At 58.7% G+C, this 17498-nt stretch carries 16 protein-coding genes; 12 read left to right on the top strand and 4 right to left on the bottom strand.

The genetic code is table 11. The annotated features are described in order from the left end of the window. Window positions 1-5: 5 nt before the first annotated feature. From AC27VO_RS12485 to AC27VO_RS12465, 5 genes are all read left to right on the top strand, one after another. Complete coding sequence (locus AC27VO_RS12485) at window positions 6-434, top strand: ExbD/TolR family protein (protein WP_488667039.1); 429 nt, start codon at window positions 6-8, stop codon at window positions 432-434. A 39-nt stretch (window positions 435-473) separates the two neighbouring features. Beyond that, entirely contained in the window at window positions 474-1619 is a 1146-nt protein-coding gene (gene tolA / locus AC27VO_RS12480) for a cell envelope integrity protein TolA (RefSeq protein WP_488667038.1), read from the top strand. A gap of 183 nt (window positions 1620-1802) precedes the next feature. Continuing rightward, entirely contained in the window at window positions 1803-3179 is a 1377-nt protein-coding gene (trhP, locus tag AC27VO_RS12475; protein WP_488667037.1) for a prephenate-dependent tRNA uridine(34) hydroxylase TrhP, read from the top strand. Window positions 3180-3377: 198 nt separating this feature from the next. Then, complete coding sequence (locus tag AC27VO_RS12470; RefSeq protein ID WP_488667036.1) at window positions 3378-4250, top strand: plasmid replication/partition related protein; 873 nt, start codon at window positions 3378-3380, stop codon at window positions 4248-4250. Between the two features lie 111 nt (window positions 4251-4361). Then, the gene (locus AC27VO_RS12465) at window positions 4362-5465 is read left to right on the top strand and encodes an NADH:flavin oxidoreductase/NADH oxidase (protein ID WP_488667035.1); all 1104 of its coding nucleotides are present in this window, start codon (window positions 4362-4364) and stop codon (window positions 5463-5465) included. 235 nt (window positions 5466-5700) lie between these two features. Here the strand turns inward: AC27VO_RS12465 and acnB are convergent, their stop codons facing one another. The 4 genes from acnB to AC27VO_RS12445 all read right to left on the bottom strand — a co-directional run bounded on the left by acnB (window position 5701) and on the right by AC27VO_RS12445 (window position 11152). Further along, window positions 5701-8292 (bottom strand): bifunctional aconitate hydratase 2/2-methylisocitrate dehydratase, encoded by a 2592-nt coding sequence (gene acnB, locus AC27VO_RS12460; RefSeq protein WP_488667034.1) that lies wholly within the window; start codon window positions 8290-8292, stop codon window positions 5701-5703. Window positions 8293-8356: 64 nt separating this feature from the next. Further along, window positions 8357-8923: a hypothetical protein gene (locus tag AC27VO_RS12455; protein ID WP_488667033.1), complete on the bottom strand. Its 567-nt coding sequence runs from the start codon at window positions 8921-8923 to the stop codon at window positions 8357-8359. A 49-nt stretch (window positions 8924-8972) separates the two neighbouring features. Then, window positions 8973-9971, bottom strand: a complete 999-nt coding sequence (locus AC27VO_RS12450) for an HpcH/HpaI aldolase/citrate lyase family protein (protein WP_488667032.1) — start codon at window positions 9969-9971, stop codon at window positions 8973-8975. 194 nt (window positions 9972-10165) lie between these two features. Then, the gene (locus AC27VO_RS12445; RefSeq protein WP_488667031.1) at window positions 10166-11152 is read right to left on the bottom strand and encodes a malate dehydrogenase; all 987 of its coding nucleotides are present in this window, start codon (window positions 11150-11152) and stop codon (window positions 10166-10168) included. 227 nt (window positions 11153-11379) lie between these two features. Between AC27VO_RS12445 and AC27VO_RS12440 the strand changes: the two genes are divergently transcribed. The 7 genes from AC27VO_RS12440 to AC27VO_RS12410 all read left to right on the top strand — a co-directional run bounded on the left by AC27VO_RS12440 (window position 11380) and on the right by AC27VO_RS12410 (window position 17351). Next, window positions 11380-12174 (top strand): GntR family transcriptional regulator, encoded by a 795-nt coding sequence (locus AC27VO_RS12440; RefSeq protein WP_488667030.1) that lies wholly within the window; start codon window positions 11380-11382, stop codon window positions 12172-12174. 134 nt (window positions 12175-12308) lie between these two features. Further along, window positions 12309-12743 carry a succinate dehydrogenase, cytochrome b556 subunit gene (gene sdhC, locus AC27VO_RS12435; RefSeq protein ID WP_488667029.1) on the top strand — a complete coding sequence of 145 codons (435 nt, stop codon included), beginning with the start codon at window positions 12309-12311 and terminating at the stop codon, window positions 12741-12743. A 15-nt stretch (window positions 12744-12758) separates the two neighbouring features. Then, window positions 12759-13124 (top strand): succinate dehydrogenase, hydrophobic membrane anchor protein, encoded by a 366-nt coding sequence (gene sdhD, locus AC27VO_RS12430; RefSeq protein WP_488667028.1) that lies wholly within the window; start codon window positions 12759-12761, stop codon window positions 13122-13124. A 36-nt stretch (window positions 13125-13160) separates the two neighbouring features. Then, entirely contained in the window at window positions 13161-14966 is a 1806-nt protein-coding gene (sdhA, locus tag AC27VO_RS12425; protein WP_488667027.1) for a succinate dehydrogenase flavoprotein subunit, read from the top strand. Between the two features lie 30 nt (window positions 14967-14996). Continuing rightward, on the top strand, window positions 14997-15701 hold the full coding sequence (locus AC27VO_RS12420; protein WP_488667026.1) for a succinate dehydrogenase iron-sulfur subunit: 705 nt from the start codon (window positions 14997-14999) through the stop codon (window positions 15699-15701). A 3-nt stretch (window positions 15702-15704) separates the two neighbouring features. Continuing rightward, window positions 15705-15980, top strand: a complete 276-nt coding sequence (locus AC27VO_RS12415) for an FAD assembly factor SdhE (protein WP_488667025.1) — start codon at window positions 15705-15707, stop codon at window positions 15978-15980. Window positions 15981-16040: 60 nt separating this feature from the next. Further along, a complete protein-coding gene (locus tag AC27VO_RS12410; protein WP_488667024.1) occupies window positions 16041-17351 on the top strand; it encodes a citrate synthase in 1311 nt (436 codons plus the stop codon). Window positions 17352-17498 lie beyond the last annotated feature (147 nt).

The following is a 17498-nucleotide window of genomic DNA, read 5'->3' as shown; positions in this document are numbered from 1 at the left end:
ACACCATGGCTGCAGTCAGCTCCCGAGGTCGCGGTCGCCGCACCGTCAATGAAATCAATATGGTGCCCTTCATCGACGTGATGCTGGTGCTGCTCATCATCTTCATGGTGACAGCGCCCATGCTCACGCCAGGCGCCATCAATGTGCCCAGCGCTGGCAAGTCCACCAAGCCAGCGGTGAAGAACGTGGCCCACGTGCTGATGGAAGCCGATGGCAGCATCCGCATCAAAACGCCCAATGGTGAGCAAGCCGTCTCACTGCAAGAGCTGGGCGTGGTGGCTGCCACCTGGCAGTCCAACCAGCCGGAAGACAGCGCCGTCATGATCCAGGCCGACAAGGGCCTGACCTATGAGGCCGTGGTCACCGCCATGGGCGAACTGCAGGCTGCAGGCGTCAAGCGTGTGGCCCTCGGCGTGAAATCCGCCGCCAAATAAACTTTTTTACTCGCTCCATCCACAGCGTTTTTTCTGTCCATGTCCTCTCGCCTTGCTCACGACCCCTTTGCCCCCCCTCGCCAGTCCAAGCGACTGCGCAACTGGGTGATGGCGTTGCTGGCACACGCCCTGCTGGTCGGTGCCTTCATCTGGAAGGTGAGCCCCCCTGTGACGGTGGAACAGGCCGCTGTGGAGGCCGAGCTGTGGTCGGAGAACTTCGAGCAGGCCGCGCCCCGTGCGCCCACGCCACCACCTCCAGCCCCCGTGCCGGAGCCCACCCCTGCGCCACCGCCTGAACCGGTACCCGAGCACGTTCCGCTGCCTCCACCACCACCGCCGCAACCCAGCCAGCAAGAGCTGCAGGCCCAGCGCGATGCAGAGCTGGCGCTGCAAGAGCGCAAGCAAAAGGAAGCCGAGCTGAAAAAGCAGCGTGAGCTGGAAGCGCTCAAGGCCAAGGAAAAGGCCGAGCAAGAAAAGCAGGAGAAGGCTGAAAAAGCCAAGCAGGACAAAGCCAAGCTCGAAAAAGAGAAGGCGGAGCAGGCGCGCAAGGACAAGATCGAGCAAGACAAGCGCGAGAAGCTGGAACAGCAAAAACGCGACAAGGCCGAGCAGGAAAAGAAAGAGCGACTCGAGAAAGAAAAGCGCGAGAAGGCGGAAAAAGACAAGACCAGCAAAGAGAAGGCCGAGAAGGAAAAAGCCGAAAAAGCCAAGCAGGAGGCCGAGAAAAAAGCCGCCGACGACAAACGCAAGAAAGAGCAAGCCGCCAAAGACGCTAAGGCCGCCAAGGAACTGGACCGCATGCGCCAGGAAAACCTCAAGGCCATGGCAGGACTGGCAGGCTCAGGCGGCAGCGGCAGTGCAGAAAAGAGCAGCGGCCCCAACGGCGGCAAAGGCACCGGCGGTGGCACGGCGGGCATTTCTGCCGGCTACGGCGCCCGCGTGGCGGCCAAGGTCAAGCCCAATATCGTCTACCCCGACATGGTCAGCGGCAATCCCCGCGCCGAGGTCGAAGTGCGTGCCGCACCCGATGGCACCATCACCAATGTGCGCCTGACCAAATCCAGCGGCAACAAGGCCTGGGATGACGCCGTAGTGCGCGCCCTGCACAAGACCGACACCCTGCCCAAGGACACCAACGGCAAGGTGCCCTCTGAGTTCAGCTTTGGATTCCGTCCACAGGACTAAAACTTCTATAGCGCTTAGCGCTTGACCATCAAGGACTTCAGCTACATAAATGGCTGAAGTCCTTATTTATTCAGCGCTAGCAGCTCTTTTTTTAAAAGCACTGCGGGCGCTACCACGTTGCAAACGGGTACATGCCTGCCCTGCCGTGACGAACTGATGCCAATCAAGGAAAATACGCCTCCTATGAAAGCCCCTGAACTGTTGCTTCCCGCTGGCTCGCTCGACAAGATGCGCGCCGCCTATGACTTTGGCGCCGACGCTGTGTACGCGGGCCAGCCGCGCTATTCCCTGCGTGCGCGCAATAACGAGTTCCGCATGGAACAGATTGCACAGGGCATTGAAGAAGCCCATGCACGGGGCAAGAAGTTCTTCCTGACGTCCAACGTCATTGCGCACAACGACAAGGTCCGCACCTACCTGCGCGACATTGAGCCCATCATTGCGATGAAGCCCGACGCCATGATCATGGCCGACCCCGGCTTGATCATGATGGTCAAGGAAAAGTGGCCAGAGCAAGAGATTCACCTCTCGGTGCAGGCCAACACCACCAACTACGCCACCGTCAAGTTCTGGCAGAAGATGGGCGTCTCGCGCATCATCCTCTCGCGCGAGCTGAGCCTGGACGAGATCGAGAAGATCCGCCAGGAATGCCCCGACATGGAGCTGGAAGTGTTTGTGCACGGCGCGCTGTGCATTGCCTACTCGGGCCGCTGCCTGCTGTCGGGCTACTTCAACCGCCGCGACCCCAACCAGGGCACCTGCACTAACGCCTGCCGCTGGGACTACAAAACACACGATGCGGCTGTGGACCCCAACACCGGCGAAGCACTGGGCCAGACCATGGAGCAAGGCTTCAACTTTGAAGACGCCAAGAACGACGCCGACAACCAGTTCACCAGCACCTGCGGTGACCAAAAGCGCCACCCCAAGGCCGACGCCATCTACCTGTTGGAAGAAAAAGGCCGGCCCGGCGAGATGATGCCCATCATGGAAGATGAGCATGGCACCTACATCATGAACTCCAAGGACCTGCGCGCTGTCGAGCATGTGGAGCGCCTGACCAAGATTGGTGTCGATTCGCTCAAGATCGAAGGCCGCACCAAGAGCCTGTACTACGTGGCCCGCACCGCGCAAACTTACCGCCGCGCGATTGACGATGCCGTGGCCGGTCGCCCCTTCAACCCCCACCTCATCACCGAGCTGGAAGGCCTGGCCAACCGTGGTTACACCGGCGGCCTGCTGGAGCGCCGCCCCGCCAACGACTACCAGAACTACGAAACCGGCCACTCGGTGCTGCAGCGCAGCCACTTTGTGGGCCAGGTGCGTGGCTATGAAAACGGCATGGCCGAGATTGAAACCATGAACCGCTTTGCCGTGGGTGACATGATTGAAATCATCCACCCCACAGGCAACCGCACCATGAAGCTCGAGCAGATGTTCAACCTGGAAGGCGAGCCCGTGCAAGTCGCTCCAGGCAACCCTGTGCGCGTGCGCATTCCGGTGGAAGGCCCGGTCGAAGGCGGTTTGATCTCGCGCGTGCTGCAGCCTGATAACGCTTAAAACTTCATAGCTGCTTGCGCAGACCACATAAGGGCTAGAAGCCAATAACACTTCAAACCCCTTATCCCTCCGCAACGCAGCTTCTGCACCAAAGGCACCTTCGGGTGCCTTTGCCTTTGGCGTGTCACCCTTTGATGTGCCGCTTTGACTTTCGCAGGCAGACCGCTACAGTGCACTGCCCGCTTGCATTGGAATTTCATGAGCCCCGAAGAAATTGTTGTCCTGCCTGAACTCAAGGCCTATATCGACCCCCTGACCCCTGACGAACACGAAGCACTGGAGCGCAGCATCCTCGACGAAGGCTGCCGCGATGCCCTGGTGCTGTGGGGCAATATTTTGGTGGACGGCCACAACCGCTTTGGCATCTGCCAAAAGCACGGCCTGCCATTCAAGACGGTGCAAAACGAGCGCTTTCAGAACATGGAAGACATCCACCTGTGGATGATTGACCAGCACCTGGGCCGCCGCTCGGTCTCTGACTTCCAGCGCGGCGTGCTGGCCCTGCGTAAGCGCGAAATCATTGCCGAGCGCCGCGCCGCTGCCGCCGCTGCGGTCAATGCCGCCAAAGCGGAAACCAGCGAAAGTGCCGAAGCGCCTTGGGAGGGAGACACCGATCCCGCCGTGGCCAAAGCCCTGGCCAATGTGCCCAAGGTGCCTGACCAAGCCTTGGACACGCGCGAAGCCCTGGCCCGTGCCGCCCGCCTGTCGGCCGGCCAGGTCAAGATGATTGAGACCATCCAGGAAAAAGCGGCCCCCGAAGTGGTGGCCGCAGTGAAGGCCGGTGAGCTGTCGCTGAACGCCGCAGCCGTGGTGGCCACCTTGCCTGTGGAAGAACAACAAGCTGTGGCCGCCGAAGGTGCCGACGGCCTCAAGCAAGCCGCCAAGCGCGTGCGCGATGCCAAGAAAAAGCCCAAGGCCGAAAAGCCCATGGCTGAAGAGGACGATGCAGAGAGCACGCCCCTCGCATCGGCCGAAGAACTGCAAGCCCGTGTGACCGAGCTGGAAGCCGAAAACGAGCGCCTGCGCCTGCAAGTCAAAACGCTGCAGGAGCTGCTGGCCGAACAAGGCTAAGCACGGCGCTGCACCATCCCCAGCGGGGTCACCGACATGATCAGCGGCCCCGTTTTTTTATGCCATGCTGCGCGCTGTTTTTTGCCTGCATTTGCTAGGAGCATTGACGCCATGTCCGCCTTGTTTTCGCCCGTTCGCTTTGGTGCGCTGGAGTGCGCCAACCGCATTGTCATTCCGCCCATGTGCACTTACTCGGCCGAAGAGGGTTGCGCCACCGACTGGCACCTGATGCACTACGGCAACCTGGCGCAATCCGGTGCGGGCCTGTTGATTGTGGAAGCCACCGCCGTTGAAGCACGCGGGCGCATCAGCCCATACGACTTGGGGCTGTGGAACGATGCACAAAGCGATGCGCTCCAACCCGTGCTGGCGCACATTCGCCGCTTTAGCGCCATGCCTGTTTGCATTCAACTGGCCCATGCCGGGCGCAAAGCCAGCAGTCTGCGGCCCTGGGAAGGCGGTGGCGCCATGGCAGCCAACCATCCCCAGGCATGGCCCACCATCAGCGCCAGCGCACAGGGTTATCTGCCCACCGATCCCACGCCTGCCAGCGCCACGCTGCAAGACCTTGCCACCATCCACCAAGCTTTTGTTGATGCGGCCCTGCGCAGCCATACGCTGGGCTTGGACGCCATTGAGCTGCATGCGGCGCATGGCTATTTGCTGCACCAGTTTCTCTCCCCCTTGTCCAACCAGCGCAGCGACGCCTATGGTGGCAGCCTGGACAACCGCATGCGCCTCACGCTAGAGGTGTTTGACGCCATGCAGGCCGCGTTGCCCACGGGCTTTCCCATCGGGGTGCGCATCTCGGCCACCGACTGGGTAGAAGGCGGCTGGGACGTCGAGCAAAGCCAGGCCCTGGCCCATGCCTTGGCGCAGCGTGGTTGCGCATTCCTGCACGTATCGAGTGCGGCACTCAGCCCTGCCCAGCAAATTCCGCTAGGCCCCGGCTACCAGGTACCACTGGCCCAGGCTTTGCGGGACAGCCTGACCCTTCCCATGCCCGTGATCGCAGTGGGTCTGATTACCGAACCCCACCAAGCAGAAGCCATTGTGCAAAGCGGCCAGGCCGATGCCATTGGTGTGGCGCGTGCCATGCTCTACAACCCGCGCTGGCCTTGGGAAGCCGCCCGTCAGCTGGGTGCACAGATTCATGCTGCCCCTCAATACCTGCGTTGCCAGCCGCATGGGGCCAAAAACCTTTTTAACGCTTGATACGCATGCGCTTCAAGCTCACAAAAAAGGAGTCCAAGGACTCCTTTTTTATTGCTCCAGCACTTCTTGCGCATTCGTACAGTGCATTCACCCTCACGGCTTGGGCACCCAAGGCGCGGCCGGCGCCATGGCGGCTGCCGACAAACGCTACATGCAGCCGTTTGCCGCTCCATTGCTGGAGCGCTGAAACACAAAACCCGCCAGAAGGCGGGTTTTGTCATGCAGGGGAAGCGCCTTAGGCGTTCACACCCTTGGCCACATCAGCGTATTCGTCGATCTGGTCAAAGTTCATGTAGCGGTACACCGAAGCCTTGTCCGCATCGATCACGCCCATTTCCTTCAGGTACTCTTCCTTCGTAGGCAGCTTGCCGATGCGCGATGCGATCGCAGCCAACTCGGCCGAGCCCAAGAACACGTTGGTGTTCTTACCCAAGCGGTTGGGGAAGTTACGAGTGGACGTGGAGATCACGGTAGCACCTTCGCGCACTTGGGCCTGGTTACCCATGCACAGCGAGCAGCCAGGCATTTCAGTACGTGCACCGGCCGTGCCGAATGCCGCGTAATGACCTTCCTTGATCAGCTCGCTCTGGTCCATCTTGGTGGGAGGTGCCACCCACAGCTTGACGGGAATGTCACGCTGGCCGCCCAGCAGCTTGGCTGCCGCACGGAAGTGACCGATATTGGTCATGCACGAACCAATGAAGGCTTCATCGATCTTGGTGCCGGCCACGTCGGACAGGAACTTGGCGTCATCGGGGTCGTTCGGGCAGCAAACGATAGGTTCTTTGATGTCGGCCAGATCGATTTCGATGATGTGCGCGTACTCGGCATCCTTGTCGGCTTCCAGCAGATCGGGCTTGGCCAACCAGGCTTCCACCTTCTCGATACGGCGCTGCAGCGTCTTGGCGTCGGAGTAACCGTCGGCGATCATGTTCTTCATCAGAACGATGTTCGAAGTCAGGTATTCCTTGATCGGCTCAGGGTTCAGCTTGATCGTGCAACCAGCGGCAGAGCGCTCGGCAGACGCATCAGACAGCTCAAACGCCTGTTCAACCTTCAGGTTGGGCAGACCTTCAATTTCCAGGATACGACCCGAGAACTCGTTGATCTTGCCGGCCTTGGCTACGGTCAGCAGACCTTGCTTGATGGCGTACAGCGGAATCGCGTGCACCAGATCGCGCAGGGTCACGCCGGGCTGCATTTCGCCCTTGAAGCGCACCAGCACGGATTCAGGCATGTCCAGAGGCATCACGCCAGTGGCAGCGCCGAAGGCGACCAGACCGGAGCCCGCTGGGAAGGAAATACCGATAGGGAAACGGGTGTGCGAGTCACCACCGGTACCGACGGTGTCAGGCAGCAGCAGGCGGTTGAGCCAGCTGTGGATCACGCCGTCACCAGGACGCAGGGCCACACCGCCGCGGTTGCTGATGAACTGAGGCAGTTCACGGTGGGTCTTCACGTCCACAGGCTTGGGGTAAGCCGCGGTGTGGCAGAAGGACTGCATGACCATGTCGGCCGAGAAGCCCAGGCAAGCCAGGTCTTTCAGTTCGTCACGGGTCATAGGGCCGGTGGTGTCTTGCGAGCCGACGGTGGTCATGCGGGGTTCGCAGTAGGTACCGGGACGCACGCCTTGGCCTTCGGGCAGACCGACCGCGCGGCCGACCATCTTCTGCGCCAGTGTGAAACCAGCGTTGGAAGCAGCAGGCGCTTGGGGCAGACGGAAAGCTGTCGAAGCGGCCAGACCCAGGAATTCACGGGCTTTGGCAGTCAGCGAACGGCCGATGATCAGGTTGATACGGCCACCAGCTTGCACTTCGTCCAGGAGCACATCGCTCTTCAGAGCGAAATCAGCCACCTTGGCGCCGTTCTTTTCGATCTTGCCGTCATAAGGGTAGACGTCGATCACGTCGCCCATTTCCAGCTTCGACACATCGACTTCGATGGGCAGCGCGCCGGAGTCTTCTTGGGTGTTGAAGAAGATAGGAGCAATCTTGCCGCCCAGCGTCACACCACCAAAGCGCTTGTTAGGCACGAACGGGATGTCCATGCCAGTGGCCCAGATGATGGAGTTGGTGGCCGACTTGCGCGAAGAACCGGTACCGACCACGTCGCCCACGTAGGCCACGAGGTTGCCCTTCTTCTTCAGGTCCTCGATGAACTGCATCGGGCCGCGCTTGCCGTCTTCTTCGGGCTTGAACGCTGCGTCAGGACGCGTGTTCTTGAGCATGGCCAGGTAGTGCAACGGAATGTCGGGGCGGCTCCAGGCGTCAGGAGCGGGCGACAGATCGTCGGTATTGGTTTCACCGGGCACCTTGAAGACGGTGACGGTGATCTTCTTTTCCACTTCAGGGCGCGAAGTGAACCACTCGGCATCGGCCCAGCTTTGCATCACTTCCTTGGCCTTGGCATTGCCAGCCTTGGCCTTGGTCGCCACGTCGTTGAAGAAGTCAAACATCAGCAATGTCTTCTTCAGCGCATCGGCAGCCACAGCGGCGACTTCAGCGTCGTCCAGCAGCTCGATCAGAGGGTGGACGTTGTAGCCGCCCACCATGGTGCCCAGCAGCTCGGTAGCCTTGGACTTGGAAATGAGAGCCACGCTGATGTCGCCATGCGCCACAGCGGCCAGGAAAGAAGCCTTGACCTTGGCTGCATCGTCCACCCCTGGAGGCACGCGGTGGGTCAGCAGGTCGAGCAAGAAGGCATCTTCACCAGCAGGAGGATTTTTGATCAGCTCAATCAACTCTGCCGTTTGCTTGGCATCGAGGGGCAGCGGGGGAATGCCCAATGCAGCACGCTCGGCTACATGGTCACGATAGGCTTTCAACATGGTTCTCTCTCCATTGGTTTTCTAAGAGTGGGGCAATGCTTCTGGAAGCTTGAACTGTGTGAAATTACTTTCCAGAGGCTTCCAGCAAACTGGGTGGCGGGCTCTTTTTAATGGCCTCTGCCACCTGAAGCTGTTCAGGACTCATGCACTCGTCAGCCAGGCGCTTGCCTTGCTTTTGGTTCATGAGCATCGACTTGTTGGCAATCTGCAGCCAGACTGCACCGGCTTTGGCATCTTCCAGACGCACCACACCGGTGCTCGTGCCCACAGGGCTCATATGGAAGTTAAAGCCATTGCCGCTAACCAGGAAATGGCCCGCGTTGTTGCCATCTTTGGTCACGTTGACGTGCTGACCGAGTTCGCAGGCGATACGGCCTGTATGCACACGGTCAGCCAACGCCAGCTCATCCGCACTCAGGGCGCGGGGTGCCATGACTGCCGCAGCGGCTGCGCCTGTCGCAGCAGTCGCCGCAGCGGCTTTGCGCACGGTCGTCTTCTTGACAGGTGCGGCGGTTTTCTTGGTGGTGGTGGCGACTTTCGTCGTAGCAGGCTTGGTAGATGCGGCTTGCGCAGTGGTGACCAAAGCCAATGCAGGAGCCATCAGCAAAACGGAGGCAATCAGTTGTTTCATGCGAACTCCAGCGGGGGTAAAAATAAATCGTTGAACATGTGCAGCACCGTCATGCTGCACTCCCATCCAGCCATTGTCGCGCTTGCGGTGGCAATGGCATGGCCGTGCGTTGTGCACGCTCGAGCAACTGCCAGTAATAACGGTAACTGGCGCGATCGTGCAGCACGCCGTTATAACTAATGGGGGCCCAGTTTTCGTTGACGGCTGCAAGCAAAATATCTGTGGCTTCTTGCACTTCCTGCATGGCTGGCGCGAAAGCAGCCAAGATGGGGCGAATCTGCGCTGGATGGATGCTCCACATCCGGGTATAGCCCAGCTCTTTACTGGCCTTCGATGCTGCGGCTTGCAGCGCCGTGGGATTTTTGAACTCTGTGACCACGCAATGCGCAGGCACTTTGCCGTGTGCATGGCATGCCGCTGCAATCTCCAGCTTGGCACGCACCACCAAAGGATGTTCAAACTGGCCTTGCACGCCCATTGCAGCGCCTGGAATGGCACCGCCGTGTGCCGAGACAAAATCCATCAGGCCAAAAGACAAGCTCTGCACACTGGGGTGTGCCGCAATATCAAACGCCCGGTGCACTGCCGCCGGTGACTCGATGAGGGCATGCAAGGGAATATGGCCACCCGAAGCACGCTCCAGCGCACGCTGGGCACGCAAGATGTCATCCACTGACTCGACCTTGGGCACCATGATGTGAGCCAGCTTGTGACCGGCTTCACCAACGATGGTGGCAATATCTTCTTCAAAAGCGCTGTGATCTACCGCATGGACCCGGGCAGCGACGCGGCAACCGTCCTGAGAGGACTTCACCAGACTGGCGACTAACTGCGCGTGGGCTTTTTCCTGTCCCACCGCTGCACCGTCTTCACAATCGAGGGTCACATCAAACACACAGGCGCCGAACTCTTGCTGCATCTGTGCCTGCAGCTCAAGGCTTTTGCGCATACGCACTTCCACACCGCTGTAATGGTCACAAACGGGCAGCATATTGGCGGCTGCTTGAGCGCCCAACAAAATTTCGCGGGGATGGGTAACGGTACGCATGGGCAACAAAGATGAACAGAGCGCACTCGACAAGGCAGCCATGGTCTTGATGTGCCACGACAGCCTGAGGAAACACCTTTTGCTCAACCAGCAAACTGCATGCTGTGCAAAAGATCTCTCTGAAATTTCCCCGGCCGCACATGCAATGCGTGGCCGGGGAACTGGATCAACAAGGATTCAGTGGGAAGCTTGCCTTACAGCAGGTGCTTCACGCCGTCTTGCTCGCCTTGCAGCTCAGCCAGAGTCTTGTTGATGCACTCTTGCGAGAAAGCATCGATAGCCAGGCCTTCAACGATCTTGTACTCGCCGTTGGCAGTGGTCACTGGGAAGCCAAACACGATGCCGGCAGGGATACCGTATTCGCCATTGGATGGCACACCCATCGTCACCCACTCGCCATTGGAGCCCAGGGCCCAGTCGCGCATGTGGTCAATGGCAGCATTCGCAGCCGATGCAGCCGAAGACAGGCCACGTGCATTGATGATGGCGGCGCCGCGCTTGCCCACGGTAGGCAGGAACACATTGGCGTTCCAGTCTTGGTCGTTGATAGCGTCCTTGACCGACTTGCCATCCACGGTGGCAAAACGGTAATCCGCATACATGGTGGGCGAGTGATTACCCCAGACGGTCAGGCTCTTGATGTCGCCAACCTTGAAGCCACCCTTGGCAGCCAGCTGGGAAGCAGCACGGTTGTGATCCAGACGCAGCATGGCGGTGAAGTTCTTGGCTGGCAGATCAGGTGCCGACTTCATGGCGATGTAGGCGTTGGTGTTGGCGGGGTTGCCCACCACCAGCACCTTCACGTTGCGCGAAGCCACGGCGTTCAGTGCCTTGCCTTGTGCCGTGAAGATCTGTGCGTTGGCCGCCAGCAGGTCGGCACGCTCCATGCCTGGACCACGTGGACGAGCGCCCACGAGCAAGGCGTAATCGGTATCCTTGAAGGCCTGCAGCGGATCGCTGTGGGCTTCAATGCCGGCCAGCAGAGGGAATGCGCAGTCTTCCAGCTCCATAATCACGCCTTTCAGCGCGTTCTGAGCCTTCTCGTCAGGAATTTCGAGCAGTTGCAAAATAACGGGCTGATCCTTGCCCAGCATTTCGCCGGATGCGATACGGAACAACAGGGCGTAACCAATTTGACCTGCGGCGCCGGTGACGGCAACTCGGACGGGCTTCTTGCTCATGGTGAAAACTCCAGATTTCGGAAATAAACAGTCGTCGGTGCACTGCTGCTCCAGCATCTGTAACCAGTAGCCCGTGCTCCGTAAACAGGCATGAAGTGTACTCTCGATTTTACCTTGCAGTCAATTTGTCTTATGTCTTATATAAGATATGATCTTGGCTGAGCTCCAACAAAACCCAAAGGCTCAAAAATTCGCATCCGGAGGCCTTGAACTTTCGTACATCCCCTATGTCCTCATCGCAATCATCCTCATCCGACAGTGCTTTTGGCGCGCCCGCGAATGCCGCCCCTGCACTCACCCCCGCTTTCAGCCCGCTCTACCAACAGATCAAAGGCTTGATTCTTCAAAGCCTGCAGGCTGGCGAATGGCGTCCCGGAGAGCTGATTCCCAGCGAAATGGAGCTGGCTGCACGCTTCAAGGTCAGCCAGGGCACCGTACGCAAGGCCATTGATGAGCTGGCTGCAGAAAATCTGGTCATGCGCCGCCAGGGCAAGGGAACATTTGTAGCCACCCACTCTGCACAGCAAGTGCAGTACCGTTTCCTCAAACTGCACCCCGATGTGGGCGATCTTGAAGGCGAAGGCCGCGCCCAGCGCACCATCCTGGAATGCAAGCGCTTGCGCGCCCCCGCAGAAATCGCACGCCTGCTGGCACTGCGCAGCGGCGACACGGTGGTGCAAGTGCGTCGGGTGTTGGCATTCAGCGATATCCCGACTATTTTGGAAGACATTTGGCTTCCCGGACATGCTTTCAAAGGCCTGACAGCCGAGCAGATGGCCACCTACAAGGGTCCGACCTATGCCATGTTCGAAGGAGACTTTGGCGTGCGCATGGTGCGTGCAGACGAAAAGCTGCGCGCAGTACTACCCGATGAAGCACAGGCCAAGCTGCTGGACGTTTCTCCCCTGACTCCATTGCTGAGCGTCGAACGTCTTGCCTATACGTACAACGATATTCCCATGGAGTTACGACGCGGTATCTACAGAACTGACACACACCACTACAAAAACGCCTTGAACTAACTACCCCGACAACAAGGCGATAAAAGGAAACAATCGCACGACCACCGACCAACGGTCATGTGAGTGCAATAGAATTTTGAATCTTTTGCTCCGCGCGATTACCACGCAGTTACATCCACGAAAGCACCCACGCTATGACAGAGCTTGAAAAAAAGAAGCGGCCAGAGTTCCGCAATATCAACGTTTTAGAAGGTCTGCCACATCGCTTGCCCATTGGCGGCTATGTGTCCATTCTTCACCGTATTAGCGGCATGCTGATGTTTGTGCTGCTGCCATTCGTGATCTGGATGCTGGACACCACCCTGTCCTCCGAGTTCTCGTTTGCGAAGTTCAAATCGGTATTTGCCGAAGGCTGCGGCTTTGTGCCCGGCTGGTTCATCACACTGGTGGCTCTGGCCATTATCTGGGCTTACCTGCACCACCTGATGGCGGGTTTACGCCACCTTTTCATGGATGTGAACCACAACCTGGTGAGCAAGTCCTACGCAAAGTCTTCTGCCATCACCGTGCTGGTTCTGAGCATTGGTTTGACGGTCGTTCTGGGCGCCAAGCTGTTCGGCCTGTACTAAAAAGAGGGATACATCATGTCTGTGAATTACGGCTCTAAGCGTACCGTCGTCGGTGGCCACTATGGTCTGCGCGACTGGCTGGTACAGCGCGTGACAGCGGTTTTGATGGTGATCTTCACTGTCGTTGTGTTGGCTCAGCTGATCTTTTCGCAAGGCGAAATTGGCTATGAACTGTGGGCGGGCATCTTCGCCGCTCAATGGATGAAGTTCCTCACCTTTGCTGTGATCGTTGCATTGATCTGGCACGTATGGGTGGGCGCACGCAATGTGTGGATGGACTATGCAAAGTCAGTGGCATTGCGTTTGTCTTTGCACGTATTGACTCTGATTTGGTTGGTTGGTTGCGCAGGCTGGGCATTCCAAGTGCTGTGGCGTCTGTAATCGGCGCAAGACTGCTTCCACGATTGAAAGTTAAGAATGAGCTACTCCAAAGCAAATATCACCAAGCGCAAATTTGACGTTGTCATCGTCGGCGCTGGCGGCTCCGGTCTGCGCGCCGCCCTGGAACTGTCCCGCGCGGGTTTGAGCGTGGCCTCCCTGTCCAAGGTATTCCCTACCCGCTCGCACACCGTGGCTGCCCAAGGTGGCGTGTCTGCCTCGCTGGGCAATATGTCGGACGACAACTGGCACTATCACTTCTACGACACCATCAAGGGTTCGGACTGGCTGGGCGACCAAGACGCCATCGAATTCATGTGCCGCGAAGCCCCCAACGTCGTGATCGAGTTGGAACACTTCGGCATGCCGTTTGACCGCAACCCTGATGGCACGATCTACCAGCGTCCATTTGGTGGGCACACCGCCAACTACGGTGAAAAGCCTGTGCAACGCGCATGCGCAGCTGCTGACCGTACCGGTCACGCCATGCTGCACACGCTGTACCAGCAAAACGTCGCTTCCAAAACCAACTTCTTCGTGGAGTGGATGGCACTGGACCTGATCCGCAACACCCAAGGTGATGTGGTCGGTGTAACCGCCCTGGAACTGGAAACTGGCGATCTGTACGAGTTGCACGCCAAGGCTGTGCTGCTGGCCACTGGCGGCGCCGGCCGTATTTTCCAAGCCTCTACCAACGCCTTCATCAACACCGGTGACGGCCTGGGCATGGCAGCGCGCGCTGGCATTCCTTTGCAAGACATGGAGTTCTGGCAGTTCCACCCCACTGGCGTGGCCGGTGCTGGCGTGCTGCTGACCGAAGGCTGCCGTGGAGAAGGCGCTATTCTTTTGAATAGCGAAGGCGAGCGCTTCATGGAGCGTTATGCCCCTACCCTGAAGGACTTGGCACCGCGCGACTTCGTGTCGCGTTCGATGGACCAGGAAATCAAGGAAGGCCGTGGCTGCGGTCCTAACAAGGACTACATCCTGATGAAGCTGGACCATCTGGGTGCTGAAACCATCCGCAAGCGTCTGCCTTCGGTGGAAGAAATTGGCCACAACTTCGCCAACGTCGACATCACCAAGGAACCTATTCCTGTGGTGCCTACCATCCACTACCAGATGGGCGGTATTCCTACCAACATCAACGGTCAGGTCGTGACCCATGACGGCGTGCAAAACCGCGTGGTCAATGGTCTGTACGCTGTGGGCGAATGCTCTTGCGTGTCGGTGCACGGCGCCAACCGCCTGGGCACCAACTCGCTGCTGGACCTGCTGGTCTTCGGCAAGTCCGCTGGCAAGCACATCGTTGAGTTCGTGAAGGGCTTTGGCGATCACCATGCCGTGCCTGCAGATGGCGCTGACCGCACCCTGGCGCGTCTGAACCAATTGGACGACTCCAAGGAAGGCACTTACGCCCAGGACATCGCCGGCGAAATCCGTCAATCCATGCAAACGCACGCAGGTGTGTTCCGCACCCAAAAGAGCATGGACGAAGGCGTGGTCAAGATCAACGCCATCCGCGAGAAGGTCGGCTCCGTGACCCTGAAGGACAAGTCCAAGGTCTGGAACACAGCCCGTATGGAAGCGCTGGAAGTGGACAACCTGATCGAAGTCGCTCAGGCCACCATGACCTCCGCTGCTGCCCGCAAGGAATGCCGTGGCGCGCACACCGTGTACGACTACGAACACCCTGCTGATCACCCAGAGTTCCCGCTGGGCCGTAACGACAAGGAATGGCTCAAGCACACCCTGTGGGACAGCGCAACCAACAGCCTGTCGTACAAGCCTGTGAATCTGAAGCCTCTGACCGTGGACTCCGTTCCACCCAAGGTTCGCACGTTCTAATCCAGCAGTAGCCCACGAGAGAATTTTCAAATGAAGCGTACTTTTAAGATTTACCGCTACGACCCCGATGTGGATACCAAGCCCTACATGCAAACCGTGGAAGTCGAACTCGACGGCCACGAGCGCATGCTGCTGGACGCACTGGTGAAACTCAAGGCCCAGGATCCTTCGATCTCGTTCCGTCGCTCCTGCCGCGAAGGTGTGTGTGGCTCTGATGCCATGAACATCAACGGCAAGAACGGCCTGGCCTGCCTGACGAACATGAACACCCTGCAGGGCGACATCATCCTGAAGCCCCTGCCAGGTCTGCCAGTGATCCGCGACCTGATCGTGGACATGACCCAGTTCTTCAAGCAGTACCACTCGATCAAGCCTTACCTGCAAAGCGACATCTACGCGACGACCAACAAGGAACGCCTGCAGTCGCCCGAAGAGCGCGAAGAGCTCAACGGCCTGTACGAGTGCATCTTGTGCGCCAGCTGCTCGACCAGTTGCCCATCGTTCTGGTGGAACCCCGACAAGTTCGTGGGACCCGCTGGCTTGTTGCAGGCCTACCGTTTCATCGCGGACAGCCGCGACACCGCGACAGGCGAGCGCCTGGACAACCTGCAAGACCCCTACCGTCTGTTCCGTTGCCACACCATCATGAACTGCGTGGACGTGTGCCCCAAGCACCTGAACCCCACGAAGGCGATTGGCAAGATCAAGGAACTGATGGTGCGTCGCGCCGTCTAATCCATGAGCGAGATGGACGCCATCCTCGAAGAGAGAGAACGCGACTTGCTACGGTGGCGCAGCCGCCGTGGCTTGGTCGAAAACGATCTCTACATCGAGAAATTTTTCGCCAGCTATGGCAACCAATTGACGCGGAGACACGCAATTGGTTTGTCTGCCTTGATGGACTTGGCAGACAACGATCTGATGGACCTTTTCCTGCGCCGCAAGGAGCCGGAGGGTGCACTGGATACCCCTGAAGTTAGAGAAGTACTGCAGATGGTGCGCAAGCCCATTTGATCAGTACAGCTTGCAAAAAAGGCCAGGCTTGATCCGGCCGACCAGAGAAGGAAGTTGGAAATGAAACTCGCTGACAACAAAGCAACCCTGTCATTCAGCAACGGCGCTCCCAGCGTGGAACTGCCTGTATACCAAGGCAATATCGGCCCGGATGTGATTGACATCCGCAAGTTGTATGGCCAGTCGGGCATGTTCACCTATGACCCCGGCTTCCTCTCTACAGCTTCTTGCCAGTCCTCGATCACCTACATCGACGGTGACAAGGGCGAGCTGCTGTACCGCGGCTACCCCATTGAGCAACTGGCCAAGAACTGCAATTTCCTGGAAACCTGCTACCTGCTGCTGTACGGAGAGCTGCCTAACGAAGCCGAAAAGGCCAAGTTTGAGAACACCGTGACCCAGCACACCATGGTCAACGAGCAGATGCAGTTCTTCCTGCGTGGCTTCCGCCGCGATGCACACCCCATGGCTGTGCTGACCGGTCTGGTGGGCGGCATGTCGGCCTTCTATCACGACAGCACCGACATCAACAACCCTGAGCACCGCAACATCGCCGCGATCCGTCTGATCGCCAAGATGCCTACGCTGGTGGCCATGGCATACAAGTACGGTGTGGGCCAGCCTTACATGTACCCCAAGAACGATCTGTCGTACGCTGGCAACTTCATGCGCATGATGTTCGGCAACCCTTGCGAAGACTACAAGGTCAACCCCGTGGTGGAACGTGCGCTGGACCGCATCTTCATCCTGCACGCTGACCACGAGCAAAACGCATCCACTTCGACCGTGCGTCTGTGCGGCTCGTCGGGCACCAACCCCTTCGCCGCAATTTCCGCTGGCGTGGCCTGCCTGTGGGGCCCTGCCCACGGCGGTGCGAACGAAGCCTGCCTGAACATGCTGGAAGAAATCCAGGCCAACGGCGGCATCGCCAAGGTCGGTGAGTTCATGGAAAAGGCCAAGGACAAGACCAGCGGCGTCAAGCTGATGGGCTTTGGCCACCGCGTCTACAAGAACTACGACCCCCGCGCCAAGCTGATGCAGGAAACCTGCAACGAAATCCTGGCCGAACTGGGTCTGGAAAACGATCCGCTGTTCGCACTGGCCAAGCAAGTCGAGAAGATTGCACTGGAAGACGACTACTTCGTCTCGCGCAAGCTGTACCCCAATGTGGACTTCTACTCCGGCATCGTGCAACGCGCCATCGGTATTCCAGTGAACCTGTTCACCGGCATCTTCGCGCTGGCCCGTACCGTGGGCTGGATTGCCCAGCTGAACGAACAAATGAGCGACCCCGAATACAAGATCGGCCGTCCTCGCCAGCTGTTCACCGGTTCTGTCGCCCGCGACGTCAAGCCTATCGCTCAGCGTTAATTTCCCCAGGCTGCCCACACGGCAGCCCGGCGAAACCACAAAGCCCGCATGCTGCAAAGCCTGCGGGCTTTGTTTTTAATAGCTGCTAGCGCTTGCTAAATATTGGTTTCCGATAGATTTCTTATCAAAACCAAGCCATATCCAGCG

This window comes from Comamonas sp. 14P8.1.4 (assembly GCF_057799285.1).
This window is presented reverse-complemented; position numbering and strand designations above follow the sequence as displayed.